The following is an 18,824-nucleotide window of genomic DNA, read 5'->3' on the forward strand; positions in this document are numbered from 1 at the left end:
GGCCGGCGCGTGCCGGGTTCCCGGGGCCGCTCAGGCCGTCATGGTCGCCCAGACCGCGTTGCCGCCGGTGAGCCTCGACCGGTCGACTCCCCAGGTCTCGGCGAGCTGCTCCACGAGGAAGAGGCCGCGGCCGCCCTCGTCGTCCGGTCCGGGCTCACAGCGGGGCAGACCCCGTCCCGTGCGGTCGTGATCGTGCACCTCCAGGCGCAGCCGCCCGTGCGTGACGAGGCCTACACCGCACAGGAACCGGGTGCCGAGCGTGTGCCGAACGGCATTGGTGGCCAGCTCGGACACGAGCAGGACGGTGTCCGCGCACAGCTCGCCCGGCAGCCGCCAGGCGGTCAGCCGCGCGCTCATGGCACGGCGGGCCACCGAGACGCTGGAGCGGTGTGCCGGGAGTTCGATCCAGTGGGTCCGGTCGGGGCTCCAGGTGTCCAAGGACCGGGGTGAGGACGTCGTGTGGGGGGACACGGTGGTCGCCTTCCGTGGGGGCGGCAGCAGCCAGAGCGGGGAATGGTGAGCAACGGGCTCAAGAGGAAGGGGTGTTCCGCACGGGCCCGATACCGCGACCGTCCGAGCGAACCAACTCCTCTGGGGGTGGCAGGGGTTGGCTGGGGAACGCTCGGGTTCGGCAGCACGCTTCACACAAGTAACTATGCTCGCAACGAAGTTCAAGCTGCAACCGCATGTCCCTGACGGGCTGGACCTCCTCGCCCCCCGGCATCACGGTCGGGCACCGCCGGCGCCCGGACACCACCGTCGAGGCCACGGACGCCGAGGTCAGCCTCTGGACCCGCGCGGGCTGACCGATGTCAGCGGCAGGCTGCGGTTGTCGTAGGTCCGTCAGCGGCCGGGCGGACTCCCGGGTGCTGTAGGGGAGGGTGGACAGCAGGGGCCACTGCGCAAAGCTGGACGAGGAGAACCAGCCCGTCTGGTACTGCTCCGACCCGGCCGAGAACGGCCACAAGGTCCGCAAGCAGCCCAAGAAGGCGCGCACAGCGCAGGACGAGGAGCAAGCGGCGGAGAAGGCGGCCGAGCGGGCGCGGGTGGCGGCCTGCAACCGGGCGTGGAAGGCGGCGGCCGGGCCCCGTCAGCAGTTCGTGGAGCGTCTGGTGCGCAGCAAGAGCCTGCCCGAGGACGCCCGGCTCTTCGCCCAGCGGGTGCTGATGGAGCTGCCTGAGTTCTACGGCAAGTGGGCGAGCAAGCGGGACACCACCGACGTGGCGCGGTACCTGGGGGCCAAGGAGGGCGCGGACACCAAGGCGTCGGAACTGGCCGCCGCCCTGCCGAAGGCCCGGCTCGCGAACATCCTGTTCGCCCAAGTCGCCGCTGCTTACGAGGCCGACATCCGCGACCCGAAGACCTACGACATGGCGCGGTACCGCCCCGCCTACCTCTGGGAAGCTCCCAGCCCGCGCCAGACCGCCTACCTGCTGCTCCTGGAAGCGCTCGGACAGGCCGACAACGGCAGCTACGCCCTCTCCGAGGTCGAGAACCAGGCCGTCACCCAGCACCGGCCCCAGACGCCGGACGCCGCATAACCCCTCACGCGCCCCGGCCGGGGCTGCCATGCCCGGGCTCCTCCCCCACCCGAACGAGACCGACGCCACCGGGAGTTCGTCATGTCCTCATCCCACCCCACCGAACCCGAGCCGACCACGAACCAGCGATACCAATCACTCACCCTCGACCTGCTGCGCCAGCTCGTCCGCACGGACTGGGCCAGCCTCCCCGGCAACACGCTGGTCGTCCTTTCCAGCGACACCGAGGGCAACCGCTACTCACCCTTCAGCACCTACAGCCGTGGCCGGTACGCCCCGATCCACGACCTGACCGGCGACGTGTACCCGCTGGAAAGCGAGCTGGCCAAAGACGCGGAACTGCGTGAGCTGTTCCCCGAGATCCCCGACAACACCGTCGCCGCGCTCGTCCTCTACCCGCTCGGCTGACCACCCGCACCGCCCGGCGGGTGCCGCTCGCCTGCCGGGTCCCCGGCCCCGACGCCCGGCGCCGAGGCCCCGGGCGGCTCAGCGCCCGGTCACCTCCGCAACACGAGAGGAATACAACGCATGCTCACCACGACCGAGATCCGCGATCACATCCGCGACCTGACGGACGTCAAGTCCCTGGTCGCCGTACAGGAGGCAGCCACCACACGGCTGCTCGAGCTGGATGCGGCAAGGCGACCTGTCGTCACGCCCAGACGGCCTGCGGAGATCGGCACGTCCTCCCCCACGATGGCGACACCGTACGGCTTCTGCTTCCCTGACAAGGAGTTCTGCGCCGAAGCCAACAGCACGGCCGTCTTCCACCCGATGACCAGCCCTGACGACGACGGCCTGCCCTGCATCGAGGTCGGCGGCGTGATGGTCTTCGCCTACCTGGACGCCGACGTACAGGCCGTGCGGGTGACGGTGGATCTCGACACCACCGCCACGCAGCTCCTGCGCAGCGACTCGACGGTCTCGCTGCGCGTCGAGGTCGGGGACGCCACGGTGTTCAGCACTAGCGCCGAGCCGGTGCCGGCGAGAGCGTGGTCACGACGGCTGCGCAGGGTGGTCCGCCGAATGCACTGAAGGAACGGGGTTGACGCCACCGGAGATGCACCATTACCCCGTTTGGAGGCGCTCCATGTCCATGCCCACCGCCCACGTGTTCGGCACCGTCGCCAGCAACGTCGAAATCCGCTTCACCGAGTCCGGCCTCGCCGTCTGCCAGTTCCGCCTCACCGAAGTCCCCCGCAAGTGGGACCCTTCCCAACAGAGGCGGCTGGCCAGCCCCCTGATCCCCTACGTATGTACCGCCTGGGACGACCTTGCCCGCAACGCCACCGAGTCCCTCGTCAACGGATCAGCAGTCCTCATCCATGGCCGCATCACCGAGATCAAGGACAACACGATCCGCCTCAGCATCGACGACCTCGGACTCAGCCTGCGCAATCGCATCGCCTACACCGAAGCAGGCCTCCCCGGCCCGGCCGCCGCCGCTCCCGTCAACCGGCCTCCCACCGAACAGGACGCAGCCAAACGGGCCACCAGCCGACCAGGCAACCCGCCCAGCTGGTGGGAGGAACGACAGTCCTCCGGCTGGTCCGAACCCGTTTCCTCAACTGCCGCCGACGCTTCTCCCCTTCGCGTCGGCAACTGAGCGCCTCCCTTCCCCTTCACCTCGCCCACCAGGCGCAGCACCGGCTCGCCTGCCGGTGCTGCGCCGTGTTCGAAAGGACGCCATGTCCGACCGTGCCGCCCTCGCCGCACTCTCCGCCCACTTCACCCCCGACCAGGTTGCCGCTGACCTGGCCCGTTACTCCCCGGACGACGTGTGGCAGCAGCGTATCCGCCTCGACAACACCGGCCACCTCGCCCAGTACCGGCCGGACCGCGAACTCTCCAGCGCCCTCCTGTCGTGCCGGTTCGTCATCCCCTCGGACGCACATTGGCCCGCCGCCCTGGCCGACCTCGGTCCCGACTGCCCACCGGGGCTGTGGGTCCGCGGACACGACCGCCTGCCCGCGCTGACTGCCAGCACGGTCGTCGTGACCGGCAACCGCATGGCCAGCAGGGAGGCCACCGACCGCGCCAAGGCATTCGCCGCGGCCTTCGCCGAAGCCGGTCACACCGTCGCCGCAACCCTCGCCTACGGCGTCGACACCGCCGCCTACCAGGCCGCCGGGCTGGTAGGCGGGACAACGCTCGCCGTCCTGCCGCGCGGCCTGGACCGTGCCTACCCCCACCCCCACGCCCCGCTCCTGAACTCCGTCAGCGAGAACGGCGGTGCAGTGGTCAGCCTCTTCCCGCCGGGCACCGAAGCCAGCGGCATCCGTCTCAAGGCCAGTGCCGCCCTGCTCGCCGCCTTCTCCCGCACGGTGCTCCTCATCGAGGCCCTGGACCACACGGAGGCCCTGCGCACCGCCGAGGCCGCGATCGCCCTGAAGCGGCCCCTGCTCGCCGTCCCGGGCGACGGCGGCGTCCGCTCCGGAGGCAACGCCCGACTGCTCGCCGAACAGCTCGCCCTCCCCTGCCCCGACCCCGCGCGAGCGCTCGAACTGCTCTGACATCCCAGACCACCCGTGCCCGGACCTGCCTCGACCCGGGCACAGGCCCCGGAAGGAAGGGCGCGCCCTGCCCGCTCGCACCGTTTTACGCCGTGACGTTGCCCGGCCTCACCACCACGGACAACATCGACACCGTCATCAACTGGGGCCTGGGCACGGACTCCACCGCCTACCTCGCCAAGATGCTCACCGATCCCACGGCCTACGGAATCGACCTGGACCGCACGGTAGTCCTCTACATGGCCACCGGAAGTGAGTGGCCCGAAACCCGTCTCTTGGTCGAGGAATTCATGCTGCCGCTGCTGCGCGAGCACGGCGTGCGGTTCGTCCAGCTGGCGCGCAACGGCCGCCTCGCAGCAGACGGGATCACGGTCCTGGACGATTCCCGCAACACCGAACGCCTCCTCACCGCTCAGACCGCCATACGCTACGTCGCTGCGGCGTACCCGGAGCGGACGGCCCGACTACCCCGTTGACTGCCTGGCTGCTGAGGTGATCACCACGGCGGGCCGTCAACTGGTCTCGTAAGACAATCAGCCATCGAAGCGGTTCCAGTCGATAGGGAGGTCGGCCAGCGGGTCCAGGGCGCTTCGGTGGGTGGCGCCGGCCCAGGCATCGAATGCTTCCCCGTCCTCGCTGCTGACATGCACGACGAGGCCGGGGGCCACATAGAAGTGGGTGGGTGCCCAGGGCCAGAAGGGACGCAGGGGCACAAGGTGCAGCGCTTCGGTGAGTTGCTCGACCTGTGGTGCAGTGAGTTTGCGGGGCAGGGCGAGGTAGTCGGCGCCCATGGAGGCCTCGAAGAGGGAGAACTGGATCAGGAAGCCGCTGAGCGGTTCCTGTTCGGCGATCGGCTCCTCATCGAATTCACGGAACCAGACAGTCGGATCGGCTTCAGGTCCCTCAAGCGTCCACAAGAGTGACCAGAAGAAGCCTCCTTGGTTCTCAACGCCGAAGACGAGCATCTCCCCGAGATGGTCGGTGTGCAGGTCTGGCTCGGGCAGGATCCTGTTCTGGGTTCCGAGGGCACCCGGCCGCTGCTTCGCGAGCCGGTACAGCTGTCTCAGTCCACCGGGAAGGCGTGACGCGGAGTCGCTGGTAGGTGATTCGGTGGCGTCTGCGGTGGGGTACCAGCCGGTGACGAACTGCTCGAGAGCTGCCGCACGGTCACCGTTCACATTCCCCAGCCACTCCAAGCCCGGCAAGTGCTCAGGTGGAAGTGGTGGGCGCACTCGGTTGAGGAGTTCTCTGCTCAAGGGTGCTTCAAAGCGCAGTTCGCAGTCGGTGAGAACGCCATCGGAGGTGCCAGCCTGGCTCACTTGGGCGGTGCCCAGGTACAAAACTTCACCTCCGACGCGGACCGCGATGTGGATCGGCAACGAGCCTTCGTCCACACCCCAGGGCGCCCCCATGAGTCGCTCTGTGACCGGCGCCGGTGCGGGCCCGATCAAGCGGACCTCCTCAGCGTTCCACACACCGCTTTTGGCGGGTGCGTCACTCGCTTCCGCGATGATCACCATTCCGACCGGGCCTATGACGACACTGGCACCCCCCACCGTGAAGCGCCCGGGTACTACCGAGCCGCCGACGAGCACGGGTACGTGCTCCCGATCGAAGACCAGCGCTGGAATTGCGGCGGTCACTTGATCATTCATTCCCGCATCATCCTCAACCACGACCTGTCACCCTCAATGCCCCGCGTCGAACCCGCTTCCGACACCGCATCCAAGGCTGACAGGCGAGTGGGTTCGTCATCTCTCCGCTCCCGGAATCCGCGAACCCACGCGTTTCCTCCCGTACGGCGCAGAAGATCCGGCGCCAGGAGCAGGGCTGCCGGTACGCCTAGGAGCAGCTCGTCGCGCTCGGAGCTCGGCGGCCGCGGCCCGGCGTCGTTCCGGCTGTCTGGCTGCGCGAGGCCCAGGTCGCGGTAGACACCCGCAACGTCCGTAGCCGCGGCCCCCACCGCTGGCTGCATCTGCTCGGGCGCACCCGCCGCGAGCGCGAGGAGAACCGCCTGGGTCCGCCCGCTCAACAGACCCATCCCAAGCAGCCCGACCCCGAGCCCGTCCCCTCCTGAACCCGCTGTGCCGAAGCTCCTCCCCGTGCTGGCACACCGCACGCCCATCTCTCTCCCCCACCACCACAGAGCCTTGGAGCCGTCACGCCCACGCGCTTCGCCCACCGCCATTCCCACGCACCGGACCTGGCTTCGTACGACCTGCTCGCCCCGCAGCTGTCCGGCGGGAAGAACTCCGCGGTCATGAACTGCGTGTTCATGGAAGCCGCACGCAATGCCGACGTCGCCGACCGGGTGATCTCCTACCACTCAAGTCTCGGAGTGTTGGAGTGGCCGGCCGTGGTCTTCGACGGCGTCCGCTACCCGGGAGTGTCCGAACTCGCCGCGCTGCAGAGCGCAGCGTTCGGGATCCCAGCCGACCGACACGTCGAGGTCACCCGCACGCTTCCCGCCCCTGACGGCACGCGGATGCCACACAGCCTGCTCACCGAGATAGCCGCCTAGGGCCGCTTCCCCCGCATGGGCAGCCCCTACTGCCGCAAGGCCGCCAAAGAGAGCGTCGTCTCCGCCGCCTGGACACCGGTGGTCACCCGGCTGAAACGCGAGCTCGGCCGCCCGGTGCGGATCTTGAAGGTCATGGGCCTGCGCAGCGACAAAGGACCCGACCGCGCAAGAAGCGGCCCGCCTTCCGCAACGTCCAGACCAACAGTGCCCGCTTCGTCGACGAATGGCTGCCCGTCAAGGACTGGTCCACCGCCGACGTCAAGGCATGGCACCTCACCGCGCCCGTGCCCTACTGCTGGACATACGACTCCATGCCCGGCACCGGCGACTGGGCAGGCGCATCCCGCTGCTCCTGCTCCCTGTGTGTCTACGCATCACGCCGTGACACTCTGCTCTCCACCGGGCGACGGCCGCGGCTGGCAGACCTGTACGCCGAGGTCGAGCAGGTTGGAGGCGACAGCTTCCGCGCCGACTGGCGCATCAGCGACCTCATCCGGCACGCGAGGACCTGCGGGGCGCCCGACCCGGGTGTCGTGTGTGCCGACACCGGACCCGAGTTCGCCGAACTCCAGGCGCAAGGACCCCGACCTGGCCCGCAAACGCGGGCGGGCGGTGACTGCGCCGCCCAACCCTAGAAGGCCCTTCCTCCGAAGTTGTACCAGCCCGGTCTCGCCGTCCAGGCCGCAGACACTCATCAATTTGATGAGGCTCGAACCATCCAAAGAGGTGCCTTGGGCGGGCCGCAGACCCAACGTGCCGGTCCCACCACACGAGTCTTCTAACGCCTCTGACGCCCCAGTTCGATCAACTTCGAAGGGCATACTGGCCGTGATGACTACGTCCACTCAGCGGCTGCTCGACCTTGCCGCGGCTGCGGCAGCCAGTCACGACGAGGACTTTGTGCTGCTGCTCCTCATCGAGGCAAGCGGATTGTAAGAGCAGGGTTTTCACGATGCGCTGAGAACCGTGACGGCGCGTGTCGCCGGGATGTCGCCCGAGGTCCTGGTGACAGCCGTACACGCGGCCGGCCTGCCGTGTGACGAGTCGCAGGATCGCGCCGAGCTGGTTTCACTGCTCGCTCTCACCGAGTGGGAGATGACTCCCGCGGCTCTGGCCTACTCCGAGATGGCCGAGGACGCCGCCCGTCGCGGCGTGCGCCTGATCCCCGAGCCCTGACGCTCATTGTCTGCTGTCCAGGAAAACCCGGACGGCGGGCTGGACCAGCCTCCAAATCTTCTGCCATTATCTGAGTAGCGAGCCGGGCAGGCCGGCATCCTTTTCGACTGGACGGACGGTCCCGCCATGACCTCGCGACGTACGCCTCGCCTGGCTGACGCTGCCGAGATCGCGGCCGACCAGAACCTGACCTCTGCACAGGTCACAAACCTCTACAACAAGCGCTCCGAGAACGGGTTCCCGGAGATCGCCGGCATGCGCCGGCGCGCCCGCCTGTGGGACCACGACGAGGTCACCAAGTGGTTTGCCCAGCGGACGCTGGCGAGGATCACCGACCACACGCCCCCCTCGCGGGACCCCGAGGACCTCCTGAACGCCGCAGACGCCTCGAGGTTTCTGGGTTACAAGAACGTCAGCCAGGTCAACAACTTCCTCCGTGACCATCCCGGGTACTTCCCCGACCCGGACCTCGTCGAGGAGTTGGGCACCCCTGAGCGCCCGTATCGTCGGAAGCTGTGGCGGGCGCAAACTCTTCTTGACTGGCAGGCGAGCCGGCCCGGCAGCGGCCGGCATCTCGGTTCCGACCGGGGGGCGCCGGCGCTGCCTGACGTTCCTGTCGACGGTGATCCCGACGAGCTTCTCGGGGCGTCCCAGGCCGCGGCGCTGCTCGGATACAAGAGCGTCGGCTCCTTCTCCAGCAGCCTTGCCCAGGGCTATCTCCCCCTGCTGAAGACACCCGACGCCCTAACGGAGCAGCGTGGGCGCCGGCGCTGGACGCGCAGGCGGATCCTTGAGCAGGCCGACGAGCGCAGGCGCAGAAGGTAGGACCCCGGCGGTGCGGCTCTGTCCCACCGCCCCTTGAACGCGGCTCCCGGTCACGGGCGTTGGTCCCTTGCGGGCCGGGTGCCGCAACGATGGCCGGCATGCGGGGTTCGCCACCTCGCCCCGCGGCAGCCACGGCTGCTGCGGACCGGCCATCGCCAACTTTCACCGGCACCTTCCCGTGGTCGGGTCCGCGGATGGCCGCCGTGCCGGCGCAGTCCGATGTCGTTTCGGATTCGTGACCGTGGTCGGGCCTTCGTGGTCGCAGGCTTGGTCGGGCCGGGCGGCTTTGCTCCTCAGGGTCAGGTCACGGAGGGCGTTCCCAGCGAACGCTGGTCGGCCCGCACCGCTCCGTGACGACATGGCCACCGGCGTCGGCCTGGACTGCGCAGCAAGATACGCGGAGCAGGTTCGTGCAGAGGCGGCCATGCCGTGTGGTGCGCCTCGAAAGGATCTTTAATGACCGCCGGTACACCGACCGCTCGGATCTCGGCAGGCACCGGGCCGCCCGAACCTCTGAAGCACCAGGCGTTGGCCGCTCTCGCTCAGCATCGCATCGCCACGACCGAACAGCTGCGCCTCATGCTGCGCCCGGGCAGCTCACGTCAAGTGGTATTCCGTGTGCTGGCCAAACTGCGCGCCGCGGGCCTCGTCGACTCCACGGCCTTGCCGAACACGAGCCGTGACCGTACCCGCGCCTGGTACCTCACCTCGGAAGGTTCCCGCCTCACCCGGGATCTGCCCGTTCTCCGAGGACGGCCGCCGTACCCCATCACCTCAGCCACCGCGGCGTCCTTGAAGACGCACCACACACTCGCCGCCGTACGTGCCCATCTGGCGTTTGCCGCCGACGCCCGCCGGCTCGGCCACGAACACGGCCCCTGGGACTGGACCCCCGAAGTATCCCACTCCATCGGCGAGGGCGACCGACTCGTGGCCGACGCCGTCATGCACTACACCGTCGTCGACGGCGAACACCGGCGGAAACTGCGCGCGTTCGTGGAAGTCGATCGCACCACCATGAGCAGCGAGCGCCTCGCCGTGAAGCTGATCGAGTACGCCCGGCTGTTCCAGTACGAAGCCCAGCCCGTCGGCCGCCGCAGACCAGCCTCCACGGGCCCGGCCTGGCTCCGCTGGTATCCGGTCTTCCCCCGCGTACTCTTCATCCTCACCGGAGCCTCCCGGGCCAGACTGGGAGACAGGACCAGAGACCTCCAGGCGATGGTCGCTCAACACCCGCTCGTCGCAGCCCTCTCCCGCGAGGTACAGCTCGGGGCCACAGTCCTGGAAGACCTCGAGCACCACGGTCCCAGTGGGCCAGTGTGGGTACCGCTCACTGGGGGCGAGCCGCGCCCGTGGACCGCCCTGTGACCTCCTCGCGCAAGCAATCGGCGACAGTCTCGACCCACGCCGACGTCTGTGACCGGCTGGCCCCACCCGCACTGGCGCAGTGCCGGATGGCCAGCACCGAGCAGGCCCATCGGACCACCACCCCCGGAGTGCCGATCGAGCAGACCAGGCGGCGGCTGGCCAAACTCCGTGCCGAGGGCCGGGTCGACCGCATCACCCTGCCGCAGCCGAGACGCAGCCGGCACTGCCGCTGCGTGGGCGGCATGGCCCGCCGCGGCTCCCAGCTCCCCACGGTCAGGGATGGCGGAGCAGCATTGTTCGCGACCAGCCAGGACACCGTTGGTTCAACGAACCAACCCTGACGGCCCAGACACTGCGAGGACGACCTGCGCAGACGACAGTCACTGCATGACGGTGACCGGAAGGTGCCGGGGATCACTGGTGCATCCGTAGAATTGCAGGGTGTAGCCCCGACTCACCGTCACCTGCGTGGGGTTGACGTTGCCCGGGTACGGGGGCGCATCGGCCTCAGGCTCGTCGCCTGCAGGCCGCCAGCTGCCGCTCTCTCCGTCCCACTCGCCGCTGGGGACGGTAAGCAACGGCGACGTCGGAGCCTGGCAAGTCGGACACCGGCGTTCATCCTCCTCGTCAGGCTCCCTGAATGTGAACGGGGCGGCCCAACCGCCGACCTTCCAGCCAGGCGCACCTGATAGATCACCCCGATAGCTGAGCCCTATCTCGTCCTCCCACCGGTAAAGGCGCCTCCACAGTTCCTCCTCCAGCTCGTCAGCAGAGGGATACTCGCGGACCTGTTCAGGATGCACCACGCACGGTGTGGGGATCAGGTCGTCATTACCGATGTACGCCGGCTCCGGCGCGGCAACCAGGATGTCCGTCACATCGGCGGCTCGACGCCACCGCACCTGGACAGCTTCCGAGCATCCCTCGATCGCGTCGTCGAACGGACACCACAGCACCTGCAGCAGGTCAGCGTCTTGCGGGCATGTCATATCAGGAACATCTCGCGCGTACAGCTGCGCCACAGGCATCAGGGGATGTGGGCCGGTGGGCAGCAGTTGGGGGGCGTGGCCGGCGTGGATCCGCTCCACGCCGGCCCTCTCCTCCTGGGTAAGTAGCGCATCTCCGGGCTTCTGGCGCCGCCATGCCCTCGTAAGTATCCGCCGCAGGGTGCGCACCTCTTCTGGCGTGTTGAGCCGACGGGCGTAGTGCTCCTGCGAGCACGTCGCCCACGCCTCGCCGGCCGGCCAGAGCAGCGGACCTCCCACCGAACTCTCGTGCACGGTGGGAGAACCGGCTCGGGGGTGCAGCCGGGTAGCAGTACGGGCCATCCCCACGAGCTCCGGAAAGGCCGACGTCACATCAAACGGGCGTGGCGGTGTAGTGCGGGTCATGCTTCCCCTCCAGCGAACGGCAACCCGTATCAAAGCAGGGGGCACTGACAGTTCGGAGACCGACAAGGACCACGTTCTATTCGGTGAGGCGGATGAGCTGTTCGTAGCAGCAGACAGCTTTGACGAGGCCGAGGAAGGCCAGGTAGTTGAGACGATGGCGTTCGTAGCCAGAGCGCGGGCGGCAGCCGCTGACCCGCAGGACTCGGATACAGTCCAGGCCCGGGATCACTGGGGCGCGCCGCGTCCAGTGGCCCGGCATCTTCCTTCGCGGCAGCCTGAAACACCTCGAACCTCGCCGGAGCGCCGCTGGAACTTCTCCCGGTACAGCGCAAAGTAATCGAGGTGCACCGGCCGGATCCGGCGTCCGTGACGCTGCCCGTTTGTGTCGCAGCCGGCTCGTGCGCTCGGACGTACAGCGGTGCCGCGCCAGGGCGGTACCGCACCGTGTACGTGCGCGAGTTGCCGACGATGACGCGGACGAGAACGCGGGCGGATGTGGATGCCGGCGCCGGTGACTGGGCCTGGCACTGTCCGGGGTGACGGTGGCGCTGGTGGGCGCCGGCTGGGCGCTCGCGCTCAACGCGGCATCGTTCGTCCTCAGCGTGGCGCTGACGGCGCGGCTGCGGGTGTCCGTGCGGCCGATCGTCGGGGTGGACCGATTTCGGGAGGGGCGGCGGGAGTTCGCCTCCCGGCAGTGGCTGTGGGTCGTGGTAGCGCAGTACTCGGTCGTAGTCGCGGCCCTCAACGCCAACGTCGGAGTGCTCGGGCCGCTGACGTCCGGGCAGCACTTCGGCGGGGCGCGGGCCTGGTCGGTCATCGTGGGCGCGCAGGCGGTGGGCACCATCGCGGGAGCGGGGCTTGCCGCCCATGTGCGGGTGGACCGCTCAGGAGGTCAAACTTTCGGCGAAGGGGCCAGACGGCGAGTCGGTGGGATTGACCGTGGATCTCCTCAATGATGCCTTCGACGGCCCGCGGGCTGGCGTCCCGGCCGTGGTCTGGGAGGTCGTGGGCTCTCGCCGCGACCTCCGCGCACGCGCAACACACCTCCAGCCGCCCCGATCCCCCGGCCGCACGCCCACCCACCCGCCCCTTCCCGCCTCTCTTCTTTTCTGTTCCTGGACCGGAGTGTTGGGGTGCGCTGAGGGGGAGGCCGACCACGCTGAGAATGTCGTGGTGACCTGCGGATACGCGGGCGCGCAGGCCGCAGGTCACGTGCCGCTGTGGGAGGGGTTGTCGGCGGGGATACCGGCCCGGTCAGGGGCAGTGCTTTTCGCACCCCAGCCAGCACCGGCCGGGCCCGGGGGGCCGTTGCGCTGCACTCGGCCGGCAAGGGCGCACACTTTCCCCGAGGCGGCTCACCGGTCGTGCTCCGGCTCAGTCGCTTGTGTATCTCCAGTGCGTCGTCGCACTGTATGAACCCTTGATCCCCTCGATGGTGTTGGAGTGCCGTTGCTCGCGGAACGCATGCTGATCAAGCTTGCGGCGAGTAGCAGAGCGCCCCCGATGTAGAAGGGGGCGCGAAGCCCGAAGGAGTCGGCTTCAAGACCCGTGAGGGCAGCGCCGAGCGTGATTCCGCCGCCGATGACCATCTGGTAGGCCATGCCGACGCGCCCCAGTAAGTGAGCAGGGACGAGTGCCTGGCGGAGGGACACTGCGGTCACATTCCATGCCAGGTTCGCCGCTCCGTACGCGGCGATGCACGTGCCGGCGATGAGGCCCGAGGGGGCCGCGCCGGCAGCCACTGCGGTGCCTGCCGTGACTCCAGCCGCCAGCCGCAGAACTCTAGGGGTTCCGTAGCGGGCGCTCAGGCGAGGGGTCGCCAGCGCCCCCGCTACGCCTCCGATCGCGAAGGAGGCGACCAACAGGGCAAATCCGAGACTGGTCAGGCCCAGGGTCTGCCGGGCGTAGAGCACCAGAATGGCGATGAGGCCCCCACCTACGAAGTTGGTGATCCCGGACGTCAGGCAGAGGCGACGGAGCAACGGCTGCTGCCAGAGCCAGCGCACTCCCTGAGTCGTGTCGTCGAGCAACGTCCTCCAAGGGTTTGGTGTGGTTTGCGGCCGTGGACGGAAGTCGCCGCTCAGCGTCAGGGCCAGTACGGCAGCGGCCGCGAACGACACCGCATCGACGGCGAAGGGAAGCGTGGCGCAGACCCCGAAGAGCAACGCGCCGAGCGGGGTGCCGAGGAGGGTGTCGGTGATGAGAGAACCGGACTGCAGACGGGCGTTGGCGCGCGTCAGGTCCGGGGAGGCAACCAGCGTCGGCACGACGCCTGACCAGGCTCCGTTGTAGAGGGTCTGTCCGAGCCCGAGAAGGAAACCGGTGCCGGCCAGCAGAAGCACCGTCATCGCGTGCACTGCCACCGCGACGGCGAGCACCCCGACGATCACGGCTCGGACAGCGTCGACGACCCACAGGATGCGGCGGCGGTCGAAGCGGTCCGCTATGGCGCCCGAGAGGAGGCCGAACAGCAGCAGGGGCAGCTGTTCGGCCACATAGACGAAGGCGACCTGGCGAGGATCGGAGGTGAGCTGAGCCGCGAGCAGCGGCAGAGCGACGAAGCGCATCCCGTCGCCGAGGCTGGAGACGGTCACCGAGGCCCAGACGCGCTGGAAATCCGGCCCGAGCTTCGTGCGCGTGCTGCCTCTGGATAAAAACATGAACTAGACTCTGGTTCGGGTTTTGGGAAGGTGTCAAGGAGTTCGATGGCCGAGATGCACGAGCCGCAGCAGCAACGCAGCCGAGAGAAAGTCGCCCGCATCCTCGAGGCGACAGCTTCTCTGCTGGAGACGACCTCCTACGACGATCTGGGCACCAAGCTGATCGCGGCCGAGGCCGGAGTGTCGGTCGGCGTGCTGTACCGGTACTTCGCTGACAAAGAGGCGATCGTCGCCTCACTGGTGCGCAGTTGGCTTCAGCTGGATGTGCAGATCGCCGAACGCATCACAGCCGAGCCGCTGCCCGAACGCTCGCAGGACCTGCTGGAGAAGCTGATCACCGCCTACGCCGACCGCTTCCGCAAAGAGCCCGGCTACCGTCGGATCTGGTACCACGGACCGCGCATCGCGTCACTGCGAGCCGACACCCAGCAGACCGATCGGGAGATCGCTGACCGGGTTCACCGGGCCCTCGTCCGCGGGTATGCGATGCCGGACACCGACGAATCACGTCGACGGGGCCGGCTCGCTGTCGAGGTCGCAAGTAACCTCCTCGACCTCGCCTTCCGCGACGACCCCATGGGGGACACGGAGACTCTTGCCGACGCAGCACTCATGATGGATCGCTACCTCTTCGCCCCACCCACCAGCCCGAGTTGAGGCGAGCCACTGCAACGACGGTTTGTCACCGGAGCAACGTGAGCGGGCCATCTGGCTGGCCGAAGTGCTCGCGTAGGGTGGCATTTTCCGCTTCGAGTTCGGAGTTGCGGGCTGAGGACCGCGCCCGCATGGCTGATCCTGACTACGGGTGGGCAGGCAACGGGACGGGCAGCACCGAACACCCGCCGTTCTGGCGCAAGGACTCGCAGATGTCGTCAACCCACACTGGGGCTTCCTGGTCGACAGGATCACCAAGTACTTGACGGCGGGCGGTTGCATCACCCGCCAGGGACAGCGAACGGTGCCTTCTCGGGCGCCGCGTCCCTATCGTTGCGCCATGACGGACGAACAGTTGCCCGCGCAGGTCTTCCCGAACCATTTTCCCGAGGCGGTGGACTCCCGGCCCGGGGTGCCGCAGGACCGCTGCCACTGCTTCAGCCAGGTCCGGGTGAGTCCGCCCGGCGCGGCGACGTCCTTCCACGCCGAGATCCAGGACACCAGTGCATCGGGCTGGCTCCGGCTGCTGGAGCTGATCGAAGAGGCGGCGGCCGACGGGCGGGAGGAATTCCGCCCACTGGCGGAGCTGAGCCCTGAGGAGCGGCGGCAGATCGTGACGCTTCCGGCGTCGATCGGGCGGCTGACGGCGGTGCGGACCCTTGTGCTGTACGGAAGCAACCTGGTTCGGATACCTCCGGAGATCGGCGGCATGACAAGCCTGGAGGAGTTCAGCCCCTACACGTCGCGACGGCTGCACTGGTTCCCGTACGAAATCACGCGGTGCGCTCGGCTGGTGAACAGCACGGTGAGCACACGCTCGATCTACGGCAACTACAAGTACCGGTCGCCGTTCCCGCGGCTCCTCCCGCCCGGCGATACGGTCCTGGACCTCGAGGGCCTGGCTCCCGGCCGCTGGGGCGCCACCTCGGCCCGCACCTGCAGTGTCTGCGCCGGGCCCGTCCTGGCAACGGGCCCGCGCCAGGCGTGGCTCTCCCAGGTGGTGGCGACCGATGTTCTGCCGCTCCTGGTCAATGCCTGCTCCCCAGCGTGCCTCGAGACTCTGCCACCCGGGGCGAAGGGCTACATCCCCACACCTCATCGGGGCGGCGCGATCGAACAGCCTTCGCCTCGGTGACCGTCAGGCGAGGTCGCTGCCGGGGTGTCGAGCAGGGGGATGCGGGCGGTGATGCGTTTGCCGACCGGCTGCTGCTCGACGACGAGATTCTGGGCGACCGCTTTGACGATCTCCAGGCCGTGCTGGCCGACCCCCGCCGTTCCCGCGGCCCGGGCCGCGGGAACGGCGGGGGTCGCTGTCCCACACGATCACGTCCACGGCGTATCCGTTACCTTCACGGCCCGCCACGTCCCATGGAGCGGCGCGGTATACGAACCCGAATTTTGTTGACGTTGCAAGCGCTGTGAGCTTGCGTGGGGTCAGGACGCCGACTCCGTTGCGTGGAACGCCGGAGGAAGAACGAGGTGCTCACATGCACGTATCCCATCTGGCTGTCTCCCAGCACACCACTGCATCCGGAGTGCACGTCCTGACACTGAGCGGAGAGATCGACTACAGCAGCGTGGCATTCGCCGGCTGGGCATTCGACAGCGGCGCAGGCGACCGATGTGCACCCCGCACGGTCATCGACTTCGAACACGTCACCTTCATGGACTGCAGCGGCGTCTCCTTCCTTGTCCATGCTCACCGCGCCGCGCAGGAGCACGACGGCTGGATCCGCCTGGCCAACGTTGCCCCGCCCGTGCAGCGGCTCCTGCACTTGGTCGGACTGGCCGACCTCCTGCCGACGTATGCCACGATCGAGGCCCGCCTTCCCCTCCTGAAGAGGTTCTGTGCGGATCGAATTGCTTGCTCCTCAGGTCTTTCTTCGGGATCAGGCCGTGGAGCGGCAGCGAGCGCGGAGCCGGTGGGCGCCCTTGATGCCGTAGCCGACAGACATGAGCACGAAGCCGGGAGCAGCAATCCAGAGCCAGGATTGCGCCACCACAGCGCTCAGAAACGCCCCGCCATAGACGGTGCGCAGCAGGCGAATGCGCAATCGTTCGTGGTCTGCGCAATGCCCCGACCACAGGCCGGACCACAAGGTCTCGAACCCCGAGCGTGGGACGCTGGTCCATCAAATGGTGCTCGTTCTGCGACCACCGCGAAGCATCATGGAGGGATGCGGATTCTCGAGGTGCTTCAGCGGGACGGTTGGGCTTGGCCGACCAGTCCTCCACCCACCGTTCCCCCTGCCGGACCGCCGTCGTTTCATTGCCCGCAGTGCAAGCGGACGGCACCCGACGGGCATACGGTCTGCGGCTCGTGCGGCTTCCGTTTGGTCGAGGAGGACAGGTGAAGCCTGCCGAAATCCTCACTTGGGACCAGCCAGGCGCTGGCCGGCTGCGCCTCCCTAATCGTCCTGGCCACGACAGCAGCCCTGCTCTCACCACAGGTACGTACACCGCTGCTGATACGGCTGACGGACCAACACCCGAACCGCAGGCTGCGGAACATCCAGTAGGCGAAGAGAGTGCAGTCTCAGACGCGGGACCAGCGGCCGACGTGAAGCGCCGAAATCAGTAGTCCGGGATGGTCACTGTCGTGACGGTGCTCAGCGGGTTAGCCCGCGGCGGAACCTCGAGCTCGGGCGGACCTGCCACCTTCGAACCCGTGCGCGTGCCTCAGACGCGGCCGACGTGGCCACGCGGTGGCCCACTTCCTGCGGGAGGTGACCGTGCTCGCCGTACCCATGACCGATCTCCTCGAGCCCAGACCCGCTGCAACCGTGCGGCGCCCCGCACGAGACCCGGAGCACCGGGTCGGCTGGATGGAACAGCTGGTGCCGTAGACGGGTGCGCAGCAGGCGACTGCGCAGTCGTTCGTGGTCTGTGCAACGCCCCGACCACAGGCCCGACCACCGCAGGTCACCGCGTTGCGCAGACGCCCGGACCCAGATGCCCCGCCACCACCCCGCCAACTGGGCAAGAGGACCGGCTGAGCACGGCTGCCGTCGTGCCATACCCCATGGGCGTCACGCGCACCGGGCTCTGCGCGGCTGTTTCTGATTCCATGATCAGTCGTTATCCAGGTCGTGGATGATCGCGGTGACAACGCTGTTTGCAGCTTTACTGGACGCCTACTGGCTAGACTCCGAGCCCGATGTGAAGCGCGGTGCCGTGGAGTGCGAACGCGTCACTAGTCTGCGGCCGTGAGCGGTGGGCGCCCCATACGGGACCCGGAGCGCCCGGGTCCGCTGGATGGCACCACTGACGCCGTAGACGGGTGCGCAGCAGGCGAGTGCGCACCCGGGTTGGTCTGTGCAATGCCCCCGACCACAGGCCCGACCACGGTGGTCCGGGACCCCGATTACAAGCCCGACCACCGCAGGTCAGCGCGTTGCGCAACCATTGCGCAGACACCCTTACCCAGGCACCCCGGCCACCGCCCCGCCTACTACGCAGGAGAGCCGGCTGAGCACGGCCGGCCCTGCGCAAACGGCGACCGGGAATTGCGCAGCCACCCGGTTGCAATCGCGCTATCGGCTGCGCAGGCGGTCGGTCGGCTGCGCACGACCGCCGCCTGGTTCCCGTCCTGCGCCCGGCCGACCGGGTACGGATGGGTATGGCGTGAACTCCCGTAGCTGCTTGGGAAGTTGGCAGGCATATGCGTAGCCTTGCGGTTGCACACGTGCACCACACCCGTGTCATGACGGAGAGGGAACGTGACCAGACAATCCACCACCGGACCGTTAGCCATCGGAGCACTTCGCACCCGCACCCGTCTCACCGCTCTGGCAGCCGTCCTCTGCGCTACGGCGACAGTGGCCGTGGTCGGGTGCAGCAGCGGAGACGACACCACCGCCACGGAGTCCACCGCTCCCACCCTCACGGCGTCGGCCGCGCCCGTGTCGACAGCGTCGGCGGACCCGGAAGCCGAGGCGAAGGCGACCGCGTTGACGGTCTACCGGGGCTTCTGGCAGGAGATGCAGGCGCTCTACGCCGACCGCAACGGCACCACCAAGGGCCTGGAGCAATACGCGGCGTCCGAGACGTTATCGAAGGCTGAGAGCGATGCGCAGCGCGCGCACGCGCAGGGCCGGATCTACCTGGGGAAGGTCACCTTCTCGGATGCGGTGGCACCAAGACCGAGTTGGACAGCACGACGCCGAGGGTGAGCG

General features: G+C 68.4%; 20 protein-coding genes. 16 read left to right on the forward strand and 4 right to left on the reverse strand.

Going from position 1 to position 18,824, the window contains the following annotated elements:
• Nucleotides 1–30: 30 nt before the first annotated feature.
• Nucleotides 31–471 carry an ATP-binding protein gene (locus OHU34_RS03245; protein WP_142267741.1) on the reverse strand — a complete coding sequence of 147 codons (441 nt, stop codon included), beginning with the start codon at nucleotides 469–471 and terminating at the stop codon, nucleotides 31–33.
• 410 nt (nucleotides 472–881) lie between these two features.
• Here OHU34_RS03245 and OHU34_RS03250 point away from each other — a divergent pair, with 410 nt between their 5' ends.
• The 6 genes from OHU34_RS03250 (at nucleotide 882) to OHU34_RS03275 (ending at nucleotide 4,530) form a co-directional block, all read left to right on the forward strand.
• Nucleotides 882–1,541, forward strand: a complete 660-nt coding sequence (locus OHU34_RS03250; protein WP_405764528.1) for a hypothetical protein — start codon at nucleotides 882–884, stop codon at nucleotides 1,539–1,541.
• 81 nt (nucleotides 1,542–1,622) lie between these two features.
• Nucleotides 1,623–1,949 carry a hypothetical protein gene (locus OHU34_RS03255; protein ID WP_405764530.1) on the forward strand — a complete coding sequence of 109 codons (327 nt, stop codon included), beginning with the start codon at nucleotides 1,623–1,625 and terminating at the stop codon, nucleotides 1,947–1,949.
• 120 nt (nucleotides 1,950–2,069) lie between these two features.
• Nucleotides 2,070–2,576, forward strand: coding sequence for a hypothetical protein (locus OHU34_RS03260; protein WP_405764532.1), 507 nt, complete (start codon nucleotides 2,070–2,072; stop codon nucleotides 2,574–2,576).
• Between the two features lie 55 nt (nucleotides 2,577–2,631).
• Complete coding sequence (locus OHU34_RS03265; protein ID WP_405764534.1) at nucleotides 2,632–3,147, forward strand: single-stranded DNA-binding protein; 516 nt, start codon at nucleotides 2,632–2,634, stop codon at nucleotides 3,145–3,147.
• Nucleotides 3,148–3,229: 82 nt separating this feature from the next.
• On the forward strand, nucleotides 3,230–4,054 hold the full coding sequence (locus OHU34_RS03270; RefSeq protein WP_405764537.1) for a DNA-processing protein DprA: 825 nt from the start codon (nucleotides 3,230–3,232) through the stop codon (nucleotides 4,052–4,054).
• Between the two features lie 92 nt (nucleotides 4,055–4,146).
• Nucleotides 4,147–4,530: a hypothetical protein gene (locus tag OHU34_RS03275; RefSeq protein WP_405764540.1), complete on the forward strand. Its 384-nt coding sequence runs from the start codon at nucleotides 4,147–4,149 to the stop codon at nucleotides 4,528–4,530.
• A gap of 57 nt (nucleotides 4,531–4,587) precedes the next feature.
• On the opposite strand, the gene OHU34_RS03280 is transcribed toward OHU34_RS03275, so the two are convergent.
• The gene (locus OHU34_RS03280; RefSeq protein ID WP_405764543.1) at nucleotides 4,588–5,730 is read right to left on the reverse strand and encodes a hypothetical protein; all 1,143 of its coding nucleotides are present in this window, start codon (nucleotides 5,728–5,730) and stop codon (nucleotides 4,588–4,590) included.
• Nucleotides 5,731–6,314: 584 nt separating this feature from the next.
• Between OHU34_RS03280 and OHU34_RS03285 the strand changes: the two genes are divergently transcribed.
• From OHU34_RS03285 to OHU34_RS03305, 5 genes are all read left to right on the forward strand, one after another.
• Complete coding sequence (locus OHU34_RS03285; RefSeq protein WP_405764546.1) at nucleotides 6,315–6,575, forward strand: hypothetical protein; 261 nt, start codon at nucleotides 6,315–6,317, stop codon at nucleotides 6,573–6,575.
• A 966-nt stretch (nucleotides 6,576–7,541) separates the two neighbouring features.
• Nucleotides 7,542–7,751, forward strand: a complete 210-nt coding sequence (locus OHU34_RS03290; protein WP_405764549.1) for a hypothetical protein — start codon at nucleotides 7,542–7,544, stop codon at nucleotides 7,749–7,751.
• Nucleotides 7,752–7,877: 126 nt separating this feature from the next.
• Nucleotides 7,878–8,576, forward strand: a complete 699-nt coding sequence (locus tag OHU34_RS03295; protein ID WP_405764552.1) for a hypothetical protein — start codon at nucleotides 7,878–7,880, stop codon at nucleotides 8,574–8,576.
• Nucleotides 8,577–9,032: 456 nt separating this feature from the next.
• Nucleotides 9,033–9,944, forward strand: a complete 912-nt coding sequence (locus OHU34_RS03300) for a replication-relaxation family protein (protein ID WP_405764555.1) — start codon at nucleotides 9,033–9,035, stop codon at nucleotides 9,942–9,944.
• Nucleotides 9,941–10,285 (forward strand): hypothetical protein, encoded by a 345-nt coding sequence (locus tag OHU34_RS03305; RefSeq protein ID WP_405764558.1) that lies wholly within the window; start codon nucleotides 9,941–9,943, stop codon nucleotides 10,283–10,285. The genes OHU34_RS03300 and OHU34_RS03305 overlap by 4 nt, the downstream gene beginning before the upstream one ends.
• 39 nt (nucleotides 10,286–10,324) lie before the next feature.
• Here the strand turns inward: OHU34_RS03305 and OHU34_RS03310 are convergent, their stop codons facing one another.
• Nucleotides 10,325–11,032 (reverse strand): hypothetical protein, encoded by a 708-nt coding sequence (locus OHU34_RS03310; protein ID WP_405764560.1) that lies wholly within the window; start codon nucleotides 11,030–11,032, stop codon nucleotides 10,325–10,327.
• An 839-nt stretch (nucleotides 11,033–11,871) separates the two neighbouring features.
• On the opposite strand from OHU34_RS03310, the gene OHU34_RS03315 reads away from it, so the two are divergent.
• A complete protein-coding gene (locus OHU34_RS03315; RefSeq protein WP_405764562.1) occupies nucleotides 11,872–12,291 on the forward strand; it encodes a hypothetical protein in 420 nt (139 codons plus the stop codon).
• A 399-nt stretch (nucleotides 12,292–12,690) separates the two neighbouring features.
• Here OHU34_RS03315 and OHU34_RS03320 read toward each other — a convergent pair whose 3' ends face one another.
• Nucleotides 12,691–13,995, reverse strand: coding sequence for an MFS transporter (locus OHU34_RS03320; RefSeq protein ID WP_405764564.1), 1,305 nt, complete (start codon nucleotides 13,993–13,995; stop codon nucleotides 12,691–12,693).
• A gap of 45 nt (nucleotides 13,996–14,040) precedes the next feature.
• Between OHU34_RS03320 and OHU34_RS03325 the strand changes: the two genes are divergently transcribed.
• The 4 genes from OHU34_RS03325 (at nucleotide 14,041) to OHU34_RS03340 (ending at nucleotide 18,821) form a co-directional block, all read left to right on the forward strand.
• The gene (locus tag OHU34_RS03325) at nucleotides 14,041–14,652 is read left to right on the forward strand and encodes a TetR/AcrR family transcriptional regulator (RefSeq protein ID WP_405764567.1); all 612 of its coding nucleotides are present in this window, start codon (nucleotides 14,041–14,043) and stop codon (nucleotides 14,650–14,652) included.
• A gap of 337 nt (nucleotides 14,653–14,989) precedes the next feature.
• A complete protein-coding gene (locus OHU34_RS03330) occupies nucleotides 14,990–15,784 on the forward strand; it encodes a leucine-rich repeat domain-containing protein (RefSeq protein ID WP_405764569.1) in 795 nt (264 codons plus the stop codon).
• Nucleotides 15,785–16,136: 352 nt separating this feature from the next.
• Entirely contained in the window at nucleotides 16,137–17,003 is an 867-nt protein-coding gene (locus OHU34_RS03335) for an STAS domain-containing protein (protein ID WP_405764572.1), read from the forward strand.
• Between the two features lie 1,365 nt (nucleotides 17,004–18,368).
• Nucleotides 18,369–18,821, forward strand: coding sequence for a hypothetical protein (locus tag OHU34_RS03340; RefSeq protein WP_405764575.1), 453 nt, complete (start codon nucleotides 18,369–18,371; stop codon nucleotides 18,819–18,821).
• The last annotated feature ends 3 nt before the right edge of the window (nucleotides 18,822–18,824 follow it).

The organism is Streptomyces sp. NBC_00080, from assembly GCF_045041255.1.
Classification (GTDB): Bacteria; Actinomycetota; Actinomycetes; order Streptomycetales; family Streptomycetaceae; genus Streptomyces; species Streptomyces coriariae.